Below are 18,481 nucleotides of genomic sequence, written 5' to 3'. Positions count from 1 at the left end.
TCAGAATTTAAATCCTTTGTGTAGAGCAACTATACCGCCAGTCATGTTGGTATAGGTCACTTGGTCAAATCCCGCTTCTTCCATCATACCTTTTAAAGTTTCTTGGTCTGGATGCATACGAATTGATTCCGTTAAATAACGGTAACTTTCAGCATCATTTACAATCACTTGACCAATTTTAGGTAGGATATGGAAAGAGTAAGCATCATAAATCTTACTTAAGGGATCAAGAACCGGTTTAGAGAACTCCAGCACCAACAAACGTCCACCTGGTTTCAATACACGAAACATAGAACGTAATGCTTTCGCTTTATCGGTCACGTTACGTAAGCCAAAGGAGATAGTGATGCAGTCGAAATGGTTATCAGGGAAAGGTAACTCTTCAGCATTTGCTTGTACGTAGTTAACATTACCGACAATACCGTGATCGCGTAGCTTCTCACGCCCCATTTTCAGCATTGAATCATTAATATCAGCTAAAACAACTTCTCCATTTTCACCTACTAGGCGAGAGAATTTAGCTGTTAAATCACCAGTACCACCCGCAAGATCAAGAACTCGTTGGTTACGTCTTACACCACTTGCTTCAATGGTATAACGTTTCCAGATGCGGTGAACACCGAAAGACATCAAGTCATTCATTAAATCATATTTAGACGCGACAGAGTGAAAAACCCTTGCAACCATGGTTTGTTTATCATCTTTGTCAACGGTTTGGAAACCAAAATCTGTTGTTTCCTTAGTTTGTTGAGTCATATTATTTGCCCGCTAATTAATCAAAATTTAGTAAATTCAGTACTGGTCTTATTTCAGAAATCTTTGTCTCTTTATTTTTCAAATCAATCAGACGTCGATTTTTCAATGAGATCATTATCAATCGTTTTTTTTATCTCTACCCCTAGGGATTTAAAGCCTTCCGCTTGACTGATAAGATTTCCGCGACCTTCAGAGAGTTTTTTCATCGCCAATAAATAGCCAGACTGCGCTTTTTGAATACTATTTCCTAGCCCTTGCATATCATCAACGAAAAGTCTTAATTTGTCATACATTTTAGCCGCTCTATCCGCAATTTCTTGCGCATTTTGGCTTTGATATTCATATCGCCACAATGCGGCTATTGTACGCAAAGCAACAAGTAAAGTAGATGGCCCAACTAACATTATATTGTTTTTCAATGCTTCTTCTAACAAGTCAGGAGAATGACCAATTGCAACAAGATAAGCTGGCTCTATGGGTATAAACATCAAAACATAGTCTAAAGACGTAACACCCGGTAGTTTATGATAATCTTTTACACTCAATCCTTTAATATGCGTTCTAATTGAGTTCACATGTGCATAAAGCGCCTGTTTACGTTCATTATCATCATGGCTACTAAAATACTTTTCATATGCCACCAGCGACATTTTAGCGTCGATAATGACATCCCTACCATGGGGTAAGTGCACAATAACGTCAGGTTGATAGCGACCGCCATTTTCATGGCGAATACTCACCTGCGTTTCAAATTCATGGCCTTCACGTAATCCTGAAGACTCTAATATACGCGCTAATACCGTTTCACCCCAATTACCTTGGACTTTATTGTCCCCTTTTAAGGCATTTGTTAGATTCACCGCTTCTTGTGCCATTTTGACATTTAATTGTTGAAGCTGGCGAATTTCATGAACTAAGGTATGTCGCTCTCTGGCTTCTTGCCCAAAACCATCTTGAACTTGGCGTCGAAAACTTTCCAATTGTTCACGAAAAGGTGACAGCAAATGCGTTAGTCCTTGTCGATTTAACTCTTCGGCTTTACGCCCACTTTGTTCAAAAATACGATTAGCCAGATTTTCAAACTGTGTCGCAAGCCGTTGCTCACTATTGACTAATAGTCGCTGTTTTTCTTCAGCAGATAAACGACTCTCTTCCCACCGCGTTGTTACTTCTCTTAATTCTGCTTCTTGAGAGGTAATAATTTCTCGTTGAGCGCGCAATTCTTGCTCTAGTTGTTCTATATGCTGTTGTAAAGAAGGGATAATTGCTGATTTTTCTTGGGCAACGGCAAGCTGTGTGTAGTTTTCACGCAGCATGGCTTCTTTATCAGCTAAACGTTGTTGGATAGACCACCAAACAAGCGCACCACCGACGAGCACACCGCCTAATAAACCAATGATCCCATATAACAACTGAATATCCACTAAAGTGACCTTTTTACTTTCCAGCGGGCTAAGTTAAAACGCATAGGTAATATTGTCTAGCAACAATTTACATCGTGACTTGATTTGCGATAAAGGACGCAGTTATCCCACCCATTTCGCAAGCCATTGCAAACCAAAGGCACCGGGCGCCAAAATACCAAATGCCCAGATCATGGCTGATGTTAAATTAGCAATTTGAAAATAACGCTGTGGCATTGCACAAATACCCGCAACTAATGGAACAATCGCACGAAAAGGTCCAAAAAAACGCCCAATAAATACGCCCCAGATCCCCCAACGATTAAAAAATTGATGGCCTCTAACAAGCGTTTGTGGTGAGCGCGAAATTGGCCATAAGTTTCTCACGCCCTCTTTATAGTGAAAACCTACCCAGTATGAGACCCAATCTCCGAAAAAAGCGCCTAATGCAGCAGCAAGCCAAATCGGCCAAAAAAATAAGCCACTTTCACCAATTAAAGCCCCTAATCCCAATAAAATAACCGTTGCGGGGATCAGCAAAGAGATAAAAGCAAGTGATTCACCAAAAGCAAGAAAGAACACGATAGGAATAGCCCAAATTTCGTGCTCTTTTACAAAGAGAGTGATGGTATGAATGATATCTTGTACTGTCAAAATAGAGGCCTTAAATCGGTTAACCTAAGTGAAATAAAACAGACTGATTAACCGAATATAAATCACTTTATTATTCAAGAAAATAATTTTGTAAGGCATCTCGGCTAGAAGCATCTAAACCGATATCTTTCTCTAGCCAAGTATCCACATTACCGTAATGCTGATTAATACTGGTTAACGCCGTTTGTAGAAATTCTTCTTGTACGGAATAAACATAAGCAAATTTATCAACAATATTTTCACTCATGGTCTTGGCATGTTCTTCTAGAAGGTAAGCACGATAAGGTGCCAATGTTTCATTAGTCAGTAGATAGTCTTCCATCACCACATCTAAAGAAGCACCTAATGCAAACAAAACTAATGCAGAACCAACGCCTGTTCTATCTTTACCTACTGCACAATGTTGCACTACGCCCCCTTTTTCAGGTTGCTTTAATAGCGTAGCCAGTTGTTTATATGCGGGATTATTGATAGGTAATAATTTATATAGCTGAAACATAAATGCTTTGGCATCAAATTGCTCTAATATTTCAGGTGTCAATTTTTCAAGATTAGCGGAGACTTCTTTTGATAATGGATTTGCAGGTGCGTGATAATATTGAGCACCTTCCCAAACCCGATCTGGTTTATCAATAATTTCGCCTGCGTCACGATAATCAATGATTTGAAAAAGATTTCTATCGATGAGAAGAGATTGATCTGTATGGGTTAATCTATCCAGTGATCCTGAGCGAAAGAGCATTCCAGGTTTAATAACACCACCATTACTTAATTTTTTTCCACCTAAATCACGAAAGTTGATCCCACCAACTAAAGGCAATACCGAAGGATGTGTTTGTAAGATATCAGTCATAACGCCTCTTCTCATTATTATGTTGTTAAATTCTTAAAGACCTTAACAGAAATCATCTTCTGTTGTCATGTCATATTAACGTGATGAATTACCATACAAAAAAAGCCCTTAATACTTTTGTATTAAGGGCTTTAGCATTCAATTGAAAACGCTTACTTCATTAAAATACGAGCTGCTTCAATAACGATACCAAGTGCATTATTTTCTGTTTTCTTCAGTAATTCTGCATCTGGAATTTCTTGCTGAGTACGGTTTACGATAACACCCGCAACCATACCTGCACGTAAACCTTGGCTTGCACACATTGTTAGTAATGTTGCAGATTCCATTTCATAGTTCATTACACCCATTTCTTGCCACTCTTTCATAGAGCCTTTGAAACGGCGAACAACACGGCCTGTATAAGTGTCGTAACGTTCTTGTCCTGGATAGAATGTATCAGAAGACGCAGTTACACCTACGTGTACAGTTGAGCCATTGTCTTTAGCAGCTTTGTACAGTGCATTCATACATTCAAAATCAGAAACAGCAGGGAATTCCATTGGTGCGAAATGTAAGCTTGCGCCATCTAAACGAACCGCAGCAGTCGTCACAAGAATATCACCTACGTTGATATGTTCTTGAATTGCACCTGTTGTACCAATACGCAAGAAAGTACGAATACCTAATTGTGCTAATTCTTCAACTGCGATAGAGGTAGATGGGCCACCGATACCTGTTGAGCAAACAATGACAGCTTTGCCATCAATTTCACCACGCCATGACGTGTATTCACGTAAAGAAGCCAGATGGACAGGGTTATCCATTAATTTTGCAATTTTTTCAACACGCTTAGGATCACCTGGAACAATTGCTAAAGTGGCACCCTGTAGGTCATTTTTGGTTAAACCTAAGTGAAATACATCAGACATATCGGACTCCTCAATGGGACAAAACCAATGATCATTAAATTAAGACTTACTTTATCAGCTTTACAGACCTTTTTAGTGACAAACATCACTTACAAGGCACCAAATAAAGCAACAATTTCATAAAATTGTGACCATAATCACTAAAAATGGCATTCGAAATACATTTTCAGCGAATACATCACCCATATTCGCTTACTAGTATAGATGCAATAAAAACCCTAGCGAATATAAATACCCAAATACATACATACTCTAAATAGTTTAAGATATAGCTAGAAGTCAACAACGCTACGACTTGAAGTATGACGAGTAAATACTCTAAATAGTTCAAGATGTAGCTAGGCGACAAATGAACGAGTCGCTAGGAGCATACAATAGTATGTGACTAGCGCGAGAGAATGAAGTCAACAACGCTACGACTTGAAGTATGACGAGTAGCTTGAAGTATAACGAGTAGCTTGAAGTATAACGAACATAACGCGTACACTACCCGCCCTTAAAACAAACATCTTAATGTGACAAACACCTTGTCACAGGAGTAAACATGAGCTTATTTAACCAAATTGCAAGCCTATTGGGTGGCGAAAAAATCAATCAATATAAAACTGTCCTCGACTGGGTTGAGTCTCAAGGTGGCATTGAAGGCTTAATAAAGCAATTTGATACAGCGGGTTTAAGTGAGCTGATCCAATCTTGGATAAGTACAAATACAAATTTACCTATCAGTGCTGAACAAATCGTAACTGTTTTCTCATCACCTGTTATTAATGAACTTGCGTCAAAGATTAATTTAAGTGCAACTGAAGCCTCTGAAATGGCAGCACAATATCTCCCTAAATTAATTAATAAAGTGACACCAGATGGTGTGGTACCTAAAGATTTAGATTTAGTCAGTGCGGGGATGGATATTCTAAAAGCGAAGATTTTTGGTGGTTAAATAAACAAACTGTTTTAATCGTACTTATTTAATGCGTTTTCCCTTACACCCCATAAGAGAAAACGCATCACATTCTTAATAATCAAAATTGATTACAGCAAACCTTCTTCAATTAACGCGTCATGAAAACGTTGCTTCTCTTCTGGCGTTGCTTGAATACGCTCTAAAGGCACATCCAAAGCATAAGGGATATTCTGTTGTGGCGAATAAACGGCTAATACATAAGTATTTCCATTTCTTTCAATTACAATAGGCGGTGTTTTTTTATTTCCTGAATAAGCAATACGAATATCTTTACCGTCTAAATTAAGATGATAAGTTGCAATAAATTGCTTATTACTCACAACCATTTTTGCTGGGATCGCTATTAATTTTAGCGGTTGAGTTCCCACTGATAATAAGGCTTTCCTCACTTTACTCGTCAATATTTGACGATAAATAAAAAAGATCACACTAATCCCAAATAAGCCGATAAAAATAACCGTACTAATTAGGCGAAGCCAAATATTATCTATCGCTACATCAACGGTCATTTTGCTAAGATCATTTGCATCAGCAACGGGTTCAACAAGTACATCCTTTGAACCTAAATCTAAAAAGGTAAAATTACGTGAAACCTCATTACCTTTATAACGCAAATCAACACTACAGTTAGTTAAAACAAAGAGTTGTGATCGACAAGAGCCTTTTACTGTAGCATTAATAGGAATCGCATTCTCACTGATTTTATAATCATAAAGAATATTAGGGATTTGATATGCACTAAATACAGTCAATGCTAACATCACAACCACTAGAAATAAGGTGCGAAATAGTCCACCATCTCCTCTTAGTGGAACCAATGCCAAAGGTCGAGTTGGAAAAGCATCTAATACTTTATCCGAAAGTTTAATGCTAGTTTGCACAATAATTATATCCATAAAATTAGCGAGTTCTCGCAGTATAACAACTCTCTAGAATATCAATAATAAGATTTGCTCCGAGTTTTAATTAATGCTCTTTTTTATTTATATAAAATTAGCCTGCTATTTTAATGATGTGACTTTTTATCAAAGTAACCATTCAAAAATAGCAGGCTAACAAGTAATTATTTTATTATACGTTCTGGCGTAAATATTTAGCGGCTTCCACCATATTCGCTAATGCTGCGCGTGTTTCAGTCCAGCCTCGTGTTTTTAATCCACAATCTGGGTTCACCCATAAACGCTCTGCTGGAATACGTGATTGCGCTTTTCTTAATAATCCCACAATCCATTCTACATTTGGCACGTTAGGCGAGTGAATATCATAAACACCAGGCCCAATTTCATTTGGGTAATCAAAGTGTTCAAAGGCTTCTAAAAGCTCCATATCTGAACGTGAAGTTTCGATAGTAATCACATCAGCATCCAGTGCTGCAATAGAATCCATGATGTCGTTAAACTCGCAATAACACATATGCGTGTGAATTTGCGTTTCATCATCAGCGACAGCGGCACTTAATTTAAAGGCATCAACGGCCCAATCAAGATAAGTTTGCCATTCATCACGACGCAGTGGTAATCCTTCACGTAAGGCTGGTTCATCTATTTGGATGATACCTATACCCGCTTTTTGTAAATCATTCACTTCATCACGCAGTGCTAACGCAATCTGTTTTGCAATGGTTTCACGCGTCACATCTTCACGAGGGAACGACCAACATAAAATTGTCACTGGCCCTGTTAACATTCCTTTAACTGGCTTTTCAGTTAATGATTGTGCGTAAGTTGCCCAATCCACAGTAATCGCTTTTGGACGACTAATATCGCCAATAATCACTGGTGGTTTTACACAACGTGAGCCATAACTTTGTACCCACCCATTCTGTGTAAAGACATAGCCATCAAAGTGCTCACCGAAATACTCCACCATGTCGTTACGTTCAGCTTCACCATGCACTAATACATCAAGTCCTAGGTTTTCTTGCTCCGTTATCGCTTGCTTAATATGTTCACTAATGTTTTTGCGATAAGCTACTGTATCAATATTTCCTTTTTTGAAATCAAGGCGTACAGTACGAATTTCAGTGGTTTGAGGAAATGAGCCAATGGTCGTGGTTGGCCATAGTGGCAGATTAAACCGAGCACGTTGAACTTCTGCACGTTGGGTATAAGGTGAATTTCTTTCACTGTCTTGCGCTTTAATCGCCTCTAAACGAGCTGCCACTTTAGCATTATGCACACGTGTAGAATGTTGGCGTTGGCGAATTGGGGCACTGTATTGTGCCAATTGATCATCATACTCGCCTTCGGACGCATTTAGTGCCTGAGTCAACAAAGCCACTTCTTCACATTTTTGAACAGCAAAAGCAAACCAACTTTTTACTTCATCATCAAGTTTAGTTTCTGCCTTTAAATCAATTGGGCTATGCAGTAATGAACATGAAGTTCCGATCCATAATGGACGTTTACCTTTTAGCGCAATGACTTGCTGATAACGAGTGCTCAAATCAGCTTTCCAAACATTACGGCCATTAATAACACCTAATGACAGCACCCAATCTTTAGGTAATGTTTGATGTAAATGTTGCAAATCATCCTGACCTGCTGAAAGATCAACATGAAGCCCATTAATAGGTAAGTTCTTAATAATATCAAGATGATGAGAAATACTATCAAAATAAGTTGTCAGCAGTAATTTAACCTGCCCCGCTAATGTTTGATAAGCAGTTTGGTATGCGTTTTGCCATTCAATTGGTAAATCCAATACCAATGCAGGCTCATCAATTTGTACCCACTCAATACCTTTCTCTTTTAATGCATTAATAACTTGTTGATAGATAGGGAGAATTTCTTTTAAAAGCGTTAATCGATCAAATTCAGGCCCTTTCACTTTTCCTAACCAAAGATAAGTCACCGGACCCAGTAACACTGGTTTTATTTTATGACCAAGAGCTAATGCTTCATCTACTTCATCTAATAACTCTTTCCATGCAAAGGTAAATGATTGACCTTGTTGGAATTCCGGTACGATATAGTGATAGTTAGTATTAAACCATTTCGTCATTTCAGATGCAGCGGCAGGCTTACCCGTTGGCGCTCTACCACGCGCAACTCTAAATAATGTATCAAGATCTAATGAGCCATCTTCATTACGATGACGAGGTGGCACGTTACCTAACAATAAACTTGTTCCTAATACTTGGTCATACCAAGCAAAATCACCAACAGGTAATAATTCCACACCTGCATCTGCTTGTTGTTGCCAGTGACGAGCACGGAGTTCTTTACCCACTGCAATAAGTTCTTTTTGTGAAATCTTACCTGCCCAATAATTTTCTTGTGCCTTTTTTAGCTCTCTATCTAAGCCAATACGAGGGAAACCCAGTGTGTGATTGCGAATTGTCATAATTAAAATCCTGTTTTTAGCCGTCTAGATGTTTACACATCCATAATCTACAGGTAGTGTATAAATCACAAGCGCAAATTTTTCATCAACAACATGAAGGTTTCTCATGATAGAAATAAAACACTTAAAAACGATATTGGCACTAAAGCACACTGGATCTCTTGCTAACGCAGCAAATCAACTACATCAAACACAGTCGGCTCTTTCACATCAATTTAGTGAATTAGAACATCGTCTAGGTTATCGAATTTTTGTGCGTAAAAGCCAACCACTGCGTTTTACCTCACAAGGTGAAGTGTTGGTCAAATTAGCCGAAGAAGTTCTGCCTCTCGTACGCAGAGCGATTGAAGCATGTAATGAGCCAGGGAGTTCAAATTTGAATATTGCGATTGAATGCCATAGTTGTATTCAATGGTTAACACCCGCATTACAGCAATATCGCCAAACATGGCCTGAAGTCAATGTCGATTTCCATTCGGGGGTTACGTTTGATCCACAACCTGCATTACTACAACGTGAATTAGATGTAGTGCTAACCTCTGATATTTTAGATGATGCACGTTTACATTATACCCCGCTGTTTGACTATGAAGTTAAACTAGTTTTATCGCCTGAACACCCTCTCGCGAATCGATTACATATTCAGCCACAAGATTTAATTGCAGAAACCTTATTTATTTATCCTGTGCAAAGAGAGCGTTTTGATGTGTGGCGCCATTTTTTACAACCCGCAGGAATAACACCACATTTTAAACATGTCGATAATACATTGTTGTTAATTCAAATGGTTGCAGCTGGCATGGGGATCGCAGCTCTACCTCATTGGGCAGTAGAAAATTTTGAAAAACAAGGATTAGTGGTGACAAAAACATTAGGCGAAGGATTATGGAGCCGGTTATATGCAGCCAACCGTAATGGGGAGCAACATCAACCGGCAATTCGTGAATTTATTCGTTTATCAGGTCAGCACGCTGTTAACAATCTTCCTTTTGTAAAACAGGTCGGTGTATCCAGCGTCGATGGAACCAAAGTGATGCAACAATCAGGCTCGCGCCTATGATGAAACTTGGCCAATTTGGATGTTGTTGCCAAATAGAGAAATTAACTAATAATCCAGCTGGAACCATCATGTTATTCATAATAGCTAAGGTTCCAGCATCAACTTGTGTGGCACCATAGTTCCACATGAAATAACCTATTCCAGAAGCCCCTATTCCTAACCAGAATAAAACACCCCATTGCAGCGATGTTGTTGGCATTTTTTGCCAATCAGCAAAACACAACGCACCAACCAGTGAAACGGCAACTGCACCAAGATAAAACCAAGAAAACGCATGATGTTGTGGAATTGGATGTACTTCCATTAATCGCTTATAACCCACCTGACCGATAGCAAAGAAAATATTAGCAAGTTGCACTAATAACAATCCATACCAAAAATCATCACTTAAATGGTCATAACGAATAATAGCGGCCCCTAACACGGCTAATAAGGAGCTGAATGCATAACCCCAGCGTAATTTTTGGCGTTCTAATAGATCATAAATTAACGTGACATAAAGCGGTGTTAATACGGTAAATAGTAAGAATTCTGCGACAGTCAAATAGTTATAAGCATGGAAGACAAACAGATACATAATACCAAGTTGGCAAGCTCCCACACTCATATAAAGCAAAATCACCTTAAAACGAATTCCCTTCCAACGTAAGAAAGGTAAAAAGACCAAAGCCGCTAAAGAAACACGGATCAAAACAGAGAGCCAACTATCAACCTGACCCGCAAGATACTCGCCGATCAGGCTAAAAGAGGCTGCCCATAACAGTGTTGTAATAATGAGCAACCACATAATTAACTATCTTTCTCAACTAACAGTGCTTCCATTAAATCCAATTCATGTAGCAACAATTGGAGTGTTTCATTACTGATTTTTCGCGTAGCCCTTAAATGGTAAAGCTCACCACGTTCAGCACGTAATGCAGTTAGGCGAAAACGTCTTTCAAGATCTTCTTCTAACATGTTATGAACCATTTCATCTTGGTTTGCAGTACGACGTCGTAAATAGCCTGTTACCCGGGAAGCAACTTCATTAATTTCTTCTGCATCAAGTTGCTCTTCTGTACTAGCAGCTAAACGCTCTTCCATTTTATTCAAGCTGACAATCGCCACTTCTGCCATAATTTTTCGCGCATAACGAACTTCATTTTTATCGGCTTCTTTATCCGTAGTTTTCACGCCTTTCAACAGGAAAGGAAGCGAAATAATACCGACAAGGATTGACAGTAAAATAACACCCGCTGCGATAAAGATGATTTGATAACGACCAGGGAAAGTACTGCCATCAGTTAAAAAGAGTGGAATAGAGAGCGCACCTGCTAGTGTAATCGCACCACGAACACCAGCAAATGACGAAAGCCACAGTTCACGCGTTGTATAATTGGCAAAATCAAGTGGGTGTTTTCTCATAAAGATACGGCTAATTTTTTTCATCAGCCATAACCATGTAAAACGTAAAATAAGTAATGCAAAATAGATGACAAATACGGCAGCAAACAACATCCACACTTCGACTTCTGGATCAAGATCGGCCTGAATAACAGAGCTTGTCCAAATAATCGGAAGTTGTAAGCCGAGCATAATAAAGACAAGGCCGTTAAAGACAAATTCAAGCATTGACCACACGCTATCAGCACGTAAACGCATTGCGAGTGGTGCATTACGAATTACACCGGATTTACTGATAGTCATACCTGCAGCAACAGCAGCTAAAATTCCTGAAAAACCAATATGCTCTGCAATTAAGTAGGACGCAAAAGGTAGCAATAACATAAAGACGATTTGTGTAGCAGGATCATCACCACTCCAGCGACTCATTAATCGCAGAGATTTACTGTAAATCAAGGTGACGCCAATACCGGCCAATAATCCGCCGACAGCGACTTTAAAGAACTCAAGTGTCGCGCCCCCCACAGTAAACACCATAGTGCCCATTGCTACAGCAACCGCAAATTTCAAGGCAACCAGACCTGAAGCATCATTCATTAATGCTTCACCCTCTAAAATACCCATTATTCGCTTAGGTATTCGCCCTTTACCAACGATGGAAGAAAGAGCTACCGCATCCGTTGGTGAAAGCACCGCCGCTAATGCGAATGCAGAAATCAGAGGGATACTTGGCATCATCCAATAAATTAAATAACCAATACCAACAACAGTTACCATCACTAAAACAAGCACAAGAATAAAAATCTCACGCCCATTTTGAATAAATTCTCGTGTCGGCGTTTTCCAACCATCAACAAACAACAAAGGAGGGATCAATAGGACGAGGAATAATTCAGGATCAAAAGTGACATGTAAACCAAATTGAGGCCATGCCAATAAAGCCCCTATCACAATCTGTATTAATGGTAACGGAACACGAAAGGGAATTAGTTTTGTAATAACCCCCGAAACTGAAACCACCAGTATTAAAATCAAAATAGTAAAGAAAATTTCCATGTTACCCTTACATGCCTATTTTTATCCCAAAAACTTGTTATCTTTTCCTTAAAAAAGAAAACCCTACTGAATGATAAAAAAACACACCCTGCAAAAATTTATGCGCCATGCCTTTCTTTACCTTTCCTTATTTTAAACAGATCCCACACAGACTCATGTGTAATTATTTAAAATTAAGATTAATCGTATCTAACGCTACAAATTGCGCACTTCTCATTACTCTTTATTTATTAACGGCATTAAACATCGAAAGCATACGTTTTTATTTCTCTTTTTCCGTCTAAACGATGTAATTACTCGTATACAAACGTAAAACATTAAGAAATTAAATAAAAATAACAAATAAAAGACAATATCGATTAATTTTTAGAGCAATGTCGCTTATTCACATGATTATTCAATCGTTCTTAACATCGACATCATGACGACATCACAATACTTTCCATCTCTAAACGCCGCTTTACGGCGTATACCTTCAACTTCAAAGCCTAATTTTTTATATAAATGTAAGCCTTTTTCATTATCTGAATACACTTCCAACTCTAAACGCGTTGCGGCTAACCAATTGAATGCATAATCAATTGCTGTATTGATAAGTAACTTACCGACACCTTTTCCAGAATACTCTGCACCAACACCAATACCGAAACTGACAATGTGGCGACGACGAGGATGATTATCAATTATCAGAGCTAAATGCCCCGCAACTTGACCATCAATAGTTGCTACAAAATTAGGAATATTTTGTTCTGCAAATTCGAGTAATCTTTTTTTCCACATCGTCACAGAAGGGTAAGGAAATTGGCAAGTACAAATATATAAATCAGGATGAGTATATAACTGTTGAATTGCGGTTGCGTCGTCTGGCTCGCCATGGCGTATTTTTATTTCTTGCATATATTCTACCAATTATTTAAAAACTAAGCTTAATTTCGACAATAGCGAATTAAAGTAGATAAATAAATAGCAAAAAAGCGGAATATAGATATATTCCGCTTTTTGTCTTTAAAACCGATGATTCGAATTAAATCGCCCACTCGCCCGCATAAAATGCCACTAAAGCAATAGTAATTAATACTGTACCAATATTGAGTTTACGCCACTCGCCAGCAAATACTCGACCAATCACTAAACAGCCAAAACCTAACATAATGCCTGTGACGATATTGCATGTTAAAACAATAAATACAGCACACACCATGCCAGACATAGCATCAACAAAATCACTGAAATCTAATTTAGTGACATTACCTAGCATCAATAAACCTACATACATTAACGCAGGTGCTGTTGCATAAGCTGGAACTAAATAAGAGAGAGGCGATAAGAAAAGGATCAGTAAAAATAAAATACCCACCACTGTTGCGGTTAATCCTGTTTTACCACCAGCGGCGGTTCCTGCGGCTGATTCAACATAAACTGCAGCTGGGGCTGCACCAATCACACCCGCAAAAATACTACTGACGGAGTCAGAAGTTAGTGCTTTTCCGCCATTAATAATTTGTCCGCGTTTATCTAATAAATTGGCTTGCCCTGCCACCGCACGGATAGTTCCAGTTGCATCAAAAATCGCAGTCATTACTAATGCAAGTACACTTGGTAAAACTAAAGGTTGTAATGCTCCTTTAATATCCATTGCGAATAATAAAGAAAGCCCTTCTTCACCTAATTGAGGCATTTTAAAAACACCTTGGTATTTTACATTAGGATCGAAAATCAGACCAATAATCGAAATGGCAACAATCACTAATAGCACGCCACCCGGTACTTTACGCTTTTCTAATCCGAAAATAGCGGCTAATCCAGCAAGTGACATCAGAACAGAAAATGAAGTGAATTTCCCCATTGCAACAGGTAAACCATCAAATGGGTTTTTCACCACTAATCCAACACTGTTTGCTGCGATTAAAAGTAGAAATAGCCCTATCCCTATTCCTGCGCCATGAGCAATACCTGTCGGAATATTTTTTAATATCCAAGTGCGAATGCCAGTTAATGAGAATACGGTGAATAAACACCCCATTAAAAACACAGCACCTAAAGCAACAGGTACAGAGATGTTTTGTCCTAAGACCAAGCTGAAAGCGGTAAATGCTGTTAATGAAATAGCACAACCAATTGCCATAGGAAGATTTGCCCACAATCCCATTAGAAGAGAGCCCAATCCCGCGACTAAACAGGTTGCGATAAAAACCGCTGTATGTGGAAAACCGGCTTGCCCTAACATGCTAGGAACAACAATCACGGAATACACCATCGCCAAAAATGTCGTCAAACCGGCGATCATTTCTTTGCGAACAGTTGTACCGCGAGCTGTAAGTTTAAAATAGCTATCCAGTTTACCTGTGGTTGCTGATTGATTAGCAGACATTACATTCCTCTGACATAAAAACGGTTCACTCTCCAAAAAACGAAAACGATTACGTATAAATTAAAATAACCTCTTACCGATAAAAATCTTAAGAGGGAGTCAAAAGCAAACGTTTGGTTTTTCGTGTGGATTAAGTGAGAGAATTTGACGCAAACGATTATCTGGTGCTTTTAGGGTAAGAATCAAGCGAAAAAATACATTTTTAATAAAAATGTCATAAAAAGATAATTTCAAGTCAGAAAAAAAGAAAAAGAGGAAAAGAAGGGTGCCGTTACCACTTTTTAGTTCGCTAACTAACTCGCCCGTTTAACATAAAAGGGATTATTTGTAGTGATCTGGCTTCCAACGCGCTTCTAAATCTTCTAATAGTTCAAAGGTGATTTTTTTAGCAAAGCCTTTCATTTCGGGGTGATAGCTAACCAAAAGAGAGACTTTTTGGTTTAAGTGAGTCTGCTCTTTTAATATAAATACCTCTGCTTTACCATAGGGAGTCCCTAGGAGAACCTTTTCTGGTGCTCGTCTAATCGGGTTACCCATATGCTGATAAAGCCATTGGTCAGTCATAACCTGTTCTAGCCCAAATGGAATATTGTTGGGAAATACCCAACCATTTTTCATATTATCGGGAATTAATGTCAGTGTAATTTGAGAGAGTGTTTTTAATGGATTTTTAAAAGCTAAAAAAACATATTCTTTGCTCATCCGTAACTTTAAAGAATTATCACCTGAATTACCTTGTGGTTTGGTTTTATAGGGAATAAGCCCATCATCATAAAGCTCATTATAGGTATCCCCTAATCGCCACACTAAGGCTTCAATATTTACACTCATTGATATAATCCTCTTGCTCTATTTAATCAGTGTATTTCTGCCAAGATTTCATCCAATTATATTTGATAGGGTGATCATGCCTTAAAATCGTTTTGAACGACGTGAGTATGGATAAACGGACGACTTTAACTAACTCGCCCGTTTAACATAAAAGGGATTATTTGTAGTGATCTGGCTTCCAACGCGCTTCTAAATCTTCTAATAGTTCAAATGTAATTTTTTTAGCAAAGCCTTTCATTTCAGGGTGATAGTTAACCAAAAGAGAGACTTTTTGATTTGAGTGAGTCCTCTCTTTTAATATAAAGACTTCTGATTTACCAAGAAAATTATTCAGTACTGTTTTTTCAGGAGCTCGCCTAATTGGATTACCCATATGCTGATAAAGCCATTGGTCTGTCATAACCTGTTCTAGCCCAAAGGGGATTTTATTGGGAAATACCCAGCCATTTTTCATATTATCGGGAATTAATGTCAGTGTAATTTGCTCTAATTTTTTTGATGGATTTTTAAAGGATAAAAAAACATATTCTTTGGACATTCTGAGAGTCACTTCATCATCACCCGAATTGCCTTGCGGTTTAGTTTTGTAAGGGATTAACCCATCGTCATAAAGTTCATTATAGGTATCCCCTAATCGCAGTACTAAGGCTTCAATATTCACACTCATTGATATAATCCTTCCTCTCTATTTAATCGGTGTAATTCTGCCAAGATTTCATCCAATTATATTTGATAGGGTGATCATGCCTTAAAATCGTTTTGAACGACGTGAGTATGGATAAACGGACGACTTTAACTAACTCGCCCGTTTAACATAAAAGGGATTATTTGTAGTGATCGGTTTTCTACCTTTCTTCTAATAATTCAAATCCTATTTTTTTAACAAAATTTTTCAGGGTAGGATGAAAACTTGCTATTAAAGCAACTTTTTGATTTGAGTTTGTCTTCTCTTTTAATATAAACACTTCTGTCTTACCATAGAGAGTCCCTAAGATAATTCTTTCCAGTGTTCTCCTAATCGGATTGCCAATATGTTGATAAAGCCATTGGTCAGTCATAACCTGTTCTAACCCAAACGGGATTTTATTGGGGAATACCCAGCCATTTTTCATATCATCGGGGATTAATGTCAGTGACATTTGAGCGAGTTTTTTTGATGGATTTTCAAAAGCTAAAAAAACATACTCTTTACTCATTCGTAATATTAAAACATCATCACCCGAATTACCTTGCGGTTTAGTTTTATAAGGGATTAATCCGTCGCTATAAAGTTCATCATAGGTATCCCCTAATCGCAGCACTAAGGCTTCAATATTCACACTCATTGATATAATCCTCTTGCCCTATTTAATCGGTGTATTTCTGCCAAGACTTTATCCAGCTTTTCATCCGATACATTATATTCCGCTTTTAAACATCGTCGATCGGCTTCCCAATTTCGCTCAACCGCTGCTTTTAAATCCTGACCGTCATACTCTTTTCGACGTAGTTTGATATCATCGTCTAATTCAACCCAGCTATTATTTCTGCCACCGTAGGTTTCACTGCATTCTTGGTGTACGGATCTCGGGATAGCGACGGATGCCACTTTATCTAATTCTGCAACTAAATCATCTTCTAACATATCAGAGTCTATTGATTTTAAATAAAGTCTAACTGCGGCTTGTGAGGGAAAATGGTCAATCTCATAGAGTTTTTGTCTAGAACGTCCTTTAAAATTTCCGTAATAATCGACTTCTAAAAATTTCACTGGTGCCTTTTGAAAATAGACATAAATGGCGGGCACTTCCCCCCAAGGGTCGACAATAATAAAATCATTAAAATCGTCTTCTTCCAAGGGAAAGGTTTCGACCCAACCTTCTTGTCGTTCTTCAGGAAAACCAGGAGGCGCATTCAGCGATTGTTCAGGAATAGGGTTCGGTAAGCGCCAAATTTCTTGAGGTTCAGGTAACGGGAGTGGGGGCGTTGTATAGCCAAACTCACCCCCATCATGAATAAGCGTTTCTTGTCGCCCATTATCCAAACTAAACTTAACGGCATGAAAAGCATCACTGGTGTTTGAGGGGATATATTCTGCGGTATTCCCTACCATGTCCCAATGAAATGTTCCTTCAATATCAGGATCTAAGAATGTGGCTGTGCCATCTTCATGACGCTCAGCAAATCGGACTCTGACATGATTGAGTCCGCTGGCTTCATTGACAACATACCCAGCGACCTTGGTGGCATATCCTGTACTTTCATCATCAACAATCCTGAATCGAACGCCCGTGATGACGGTGCTTTTTTTATGAGCAAGCTGCCGTAAAGTGGCTTCTTCCGTATAATTTTGTCCTTTGACTGTCTGAGGTGATCGAGAAAAACCGCCGACTAAAAGGGGCGAATTTATCATTCTACTGATGAATAGTTGGTCTTCGTTTGGATCTCCAGCAGGCTCAGAGTGAAAAAGTAAGCCTAAAACCCCCCATCGAGAGGCAATCGCAATATCTTTAACGGCATTGAGGACACCTTGATAAGGCACGGGGGTAGGTTTAAAGATAGGCTTAGGTAATATGATGGATTTAGGCGACGCATAGGATAGTGAACGCGCTTCCATGAAAAGTTTAGCTGACGCTATGGAAACAGAAACAGGAGTTACCTGACCTCCTGCTGTCGTTTTTCCTTTATCTTCATCTCTTCGTCTATGAATAAAATATTCCGGCATTCATTACTTCCTAAAACAATAGTATTAAGTGAAATGAAAATATCTTAATTAATTGTTTTTATTGAATTCACTTCAAATAAGATAATAAATAGGTATATTTATCCATTATTAATCAGTTAATTAGATAAATAATACCGCTCGTTCCCTATGTGTGGCGATCAATGGTTTGCAGTATTCGTTATTTTTATCTGAA

General features: G+C 38.5%; 17 protein-coding genes. 2 read left to right on the top strand and 15 right to left on the bottom strand.

Annotated elements, in window-relative coordinates; translation table 11 throughout:
• From ubiE to udp, 5 genes are all read right to left on the bottom strand, one after another.
• The gene (gene ubiE / locus DK866_RS08850; RefSeq protein ID WP_075672293.1) at positions 1 to 756 is read right to left on the bottom strand and encodes a bifunctional demethylmenaquinone methyltransferase/2-methoxy-6-polyprenyl-1,4-benzoquinol methylase UbiE; all 756 of its coding nucleotides are present in this window, start codon (positions 754 to 756) and stop codon (positions 1 to 3) included.
• Positions 757 to 839: 83 nt separating this feature from the next.
• Entirely contained in the window at positions 840 to 2,180 is a 1,341-nt protein-coding gene (gene rmuC, locus DK866_RS08845) for a DNA recombination protein RmuC (protein ID WP_109408598.1), read from the bottom strand.
• A 102-nt stretch (positions 2,181 to 2,282) separates the two neighbouring features.
• A complete protein-coding gene (locus DK866_RS08840; RefSeq protein ID WP_109408597.1) occupies positions 2,283 to 2,813 on the bottom strand; it encodes a DedA family protein in 531 nt (176 codons plus the stop codon).
• 70 nt (positions 2,814 to 2,883) lie between these two features.
• Positions 2,884 to 3,666 (bottom strand): tyrosine-protein phosphatase, encoded by a 783-nt coding sequence (locus DK866_RS08835; protein ID WP_109408596.1) that lies wholly within the window; start codon positions 3,664 to 3,666, stop codon positions 2,884 to 2,886.
• Between the two features lie 152 nt (positions 3,667 to 3,818).
• Positions 3,819 to 4,577: a uridine phosphorylase gene (udp, locus tag DK866_RS08830; RefSeq protein WP_023583501.1), complete on the bottom strand. Its 759-nt coding sequence runs from the start codon at positions 4,575 to 4,577 to the stop codon at positions 3,819 to 3,821.
• Between the two features lie 544 nt (positions 4,578 to 5,121).
• Here udp and DK866_RS08825 point away from each other — a divergent pair.
• Positions 5,122 to 5,514 carry a YidB family protein gene (locus tag DK866_RS08825; protein ID WP_109408595.1) on the top strand — a complete coding sequence of 131 codons (393 nt, stop codon included), beginning with the start codon at positions 5,122 to 5,124 and terminating at the stop codon, positions 5,512 to 5,514.
• Positions 5,515 to 5,606: 92 nt separating this feature from the next.
• Here the strand turns inward: DK866_RS08825 and DK866_RS08820 are convergent, their stop codons facing one another.
• Both DK866_RS08820 and metE read right to left on the bottom strand, forming a co-directional pair.
• The gene (locus DK866_RS08820) at positions 5,607 to 6,434 is read right to left on the bottom strand and encodes a hypothetical protein (protein WP_109408594.1); all 828 of its coding nucleotides are present in this window, start codon (positions 6,432 to 6,434) and stop codon (positions 5,607 to 5,609) included.
• Positions 6,435 to 6,609: 175 nt separating this feature from the next.
• Positions 6,610 to 8,883 (bottom strand): 5-methyltetrahydropteroyltriglutamate--homocysteine S-methyltransferase, encoded by a 2,274-nt coding sequence (gene metE, locus DK866_RS08815; protein WP_109408593.1) that lies wholly within the window; start codon positions 8,881 to 8,883, stop codon positions 6,610 to 6,612.
• A 106-nt stretch (positions 8,884 to 8,989) separates the two neighbouring features.
• On the opposite strand from metE, the gene metR reads away from it, so the two are divergent.
• Positions 8,990 to 9,943 (top strand): HTH-type transcriptional regulator MetR, encoded by a 954-nt coding sequence (gene metR / locus DK866_RS08810; RefSeq protein WP_109408592.1) that lies wholly within the window; start codon positions 8,990 to 8,992, stop codon positions 9,941 to 9,943.
• On the opposite strand, the gene DK866_RS08805 is transcribed toward metR, so the two are convergent.
• The 8 genes from DK866_RS08805 to DK866_RS08770 form a co-directional block, all read right to left on the bottom strand.
• Positions 9,858 to 10,730, bottom strand: a complete 873-nt coding sequence (locus tag DK866_RS08805; protein WP_109408591.1) for a carboxylate/amino acid/amine transporter — start codon at positions 10,728 to 10,730, stop codon at positions 9,858 to 9,860. The genes metR and DK866_RS08805 overlap by 86 nt on opposite strands.
• A 2-nt stretch (positions 10,731 to 10,732) precedes the next feature.
• A complete protein-coding gene (locus DK866_RS08800) occupies positions 10,733 to 12,382 on the bottom strand; it encodes a Na+/H+ antiporter (protein WP_109408590.1) in 1,650 nt (549 codons plus the stop codon).
• A gap of 393 nt (positions 12,383 to 12,775) precedes the next feature.
• Entirely contained in the window at positions 12,776 to 13,279 is a 504-nt protein-coding gene (locus DK866_RS08795; RefSeq protein ID WP_109408589.1) for a GNAT family N-acetyltransferase, read from the bottom strand.
• 127 nt (positions 13,280 to 13,406) lie between these two features.
• Complete coding sequence (locus tag DK866_RS08790) at positions 13,407 to 14,753, bottom strand: NCS2 family permease (protein WP_109408588.1); 1,347 nt, start codon at positions 14,751 to 14,753, stop codon at positions 13,407 to 13,409.
• 321 nt (positions 14,754 to 15,074) lie between these two features.
• Positions 15,075 to 15,584: a DUF6392 family protein gene (locus DK866_RS08785; RefSeq protein ID WP_109408587.1), complete on the bottom strand. Its 510-nt coding sequence runs from the start codon at positions 15,582 to 15,584 to the stop codon at positions 15,075 to 15,077.
• 157 nt (positions 15,585 to 15,741) lie between these two features.
• Positions 15,742 to 16,251: a DUF6392 family protein gene (locus DK866_RS08780; RefSeq protein ID WP_109408586.1), complete on the bottom strand. Its 510-nt coding sequence runs from the start codon at positions 16,249 to 16,251 to the stop codon at positions 15,742 to 15,744.
• Between the two features lie 178 nt (positions 16,252 to 16,429).
• Positions 16,430 to 16,909 carry a DUF6392 family protein gene (locus tag DK866_RS08775; protein ID WP_109408585.1) on the bottom strand — a complete coding sequence of 160 codons (480 nt, stop codon included), beginning with the start codon at positions 16,907 to 16,909 and terminating at the stop codon, positions 16,430 to 16,432.
• A complete protein-coding gene (locus DK866_RS08770) occupies positions 16,906 to 18,288 on the bottom strand; it encodes an S-type pyocin domain-containing protein (protein ID WP_162556996.1) in 1,383 nt (460 codons plus the stop codon). Before DK866_RS08770 ends, DK866_RS08775 begins: the two co-directional genes overlap by 4 nt.
• Positions 18,289 to 18,481 lie beyond the last annotated feature (193 nt).

Origin of the sequence: Proteus genomosp. 4 str. ATCC 51469 (assembly GCF_003144375.1) — a bacterium.
Classification (GTDB): Bacteria; Pseudomonadota; Gammaproteobacteria; order Enterobacterales; family Enterobacteriaceae; genus Proteus.
The sequence above is the reverse complement of the archived record's forward strand: the minus strand, read 5'-3'. Positions and strand labels throughout refer to the sequence as shown.

Bases quoted from the DNA above. Each gene is read 5' to 3' on its own strand.
- ubiE (WP_075672293.1), bottom strand. From the start codon at position 756: ATGACTCAACAAACTAAGGAAACAACAGATTTTGGTTTCCAAACCGTT.
- DK866_RS08835 (WP_109408596.1), bottom strand. From the start codon at position 3,666: ATGACTGATATCTTACAAACACATCCTTCGGTATTGCCTTTAGTTGGT.
- udp (WP_023583501.1), bottom strand. From the start codon at position 4,577: ATGTCTGATGTATTTCACTTAGGTTTAACCAAAAATGACCTACAGGGT.
- DK866_RS08825 (WP_109408595.1), top strand. From the start codon at position 5,122: ATGAGCTTATTTAACCAAATTGCAAGCCTATTGGGTGGCGAAAAAATC.
- DK866_RS08820 (WP_109408594.1), bottom strand. From the start codon at position 6,434: ATGGATATAATTATTGTGCAAACTAGCATTAAACTTTCGGATAAAGTA.
- metE (WP_109408593.1), bottom strand. From the start codon at position 8,883: ATGACAATTCGCAATCACACACTGGGTTTCCCTCGTATTGGCTTAGAT.
- metR (WP_109408592.1), top strand. From the start codon at position 8,990: ATGATAGAAATAAAACACTTAAAAACGATATTGGCACTAAAGCACACT.
- DK866_RS08805 (WP_109408591.1), bottom strand. From the start codon at position 10,730: ATGTGGTTGCTCATTATTACAACACTGTTATGGGCAGCCTCTTTTAGC.
- DK866_RS08800 (WP_109408590.1), bottom strand. From the start codon at position 12,382: ATGGAAATTTTCTTTACTATTTTGATTTTAATACTGGTGGTTTCAGTT.
- DK866_RS08795 (WP_109408589.1), bottom strand. From the start codon at position 13,279: ATGCAAGAAATAAAAATACGCCATGGCGAGCCAGACGACGCAACCGCA.
- DK866_RS08790 (WP_109408588.1), bottom strand. From the start codon at position 14,753: ATGTCTGCTAATCAATCAGCAACCACAGGTAAACTGGATAGCTATTTT.
- DK866_RS08785 (WP_109408587.1), bottom strand. From the start codon at position 15,584: ATGAGTGTAAATATTGAAGCCTTAGTGTGGCGATTAGGGGATACCTAT.
- DK866_RS08780 (WP_109408586.1), bottom strand. From the start codon at position 16,251: ATGAGTGTGAATATTGAAGCCTTAGTACTGCGATTAGGGGATACCTAT.
- DK866_RS08775 (WP_109408585.1), bottom strand. From the start codon at position 16,909: ATGAGTGTGAATATTGAAGCCTTAGTGCTGCGATTAGGGGATACCTAT.
- DK866_RS08770 (WP_162556996.1), bottom strand. From the start codon at position 18,288: ATGCCGGAATATTTTATTCATAGACGAAGAGATGAAGATAAAGGAAAA.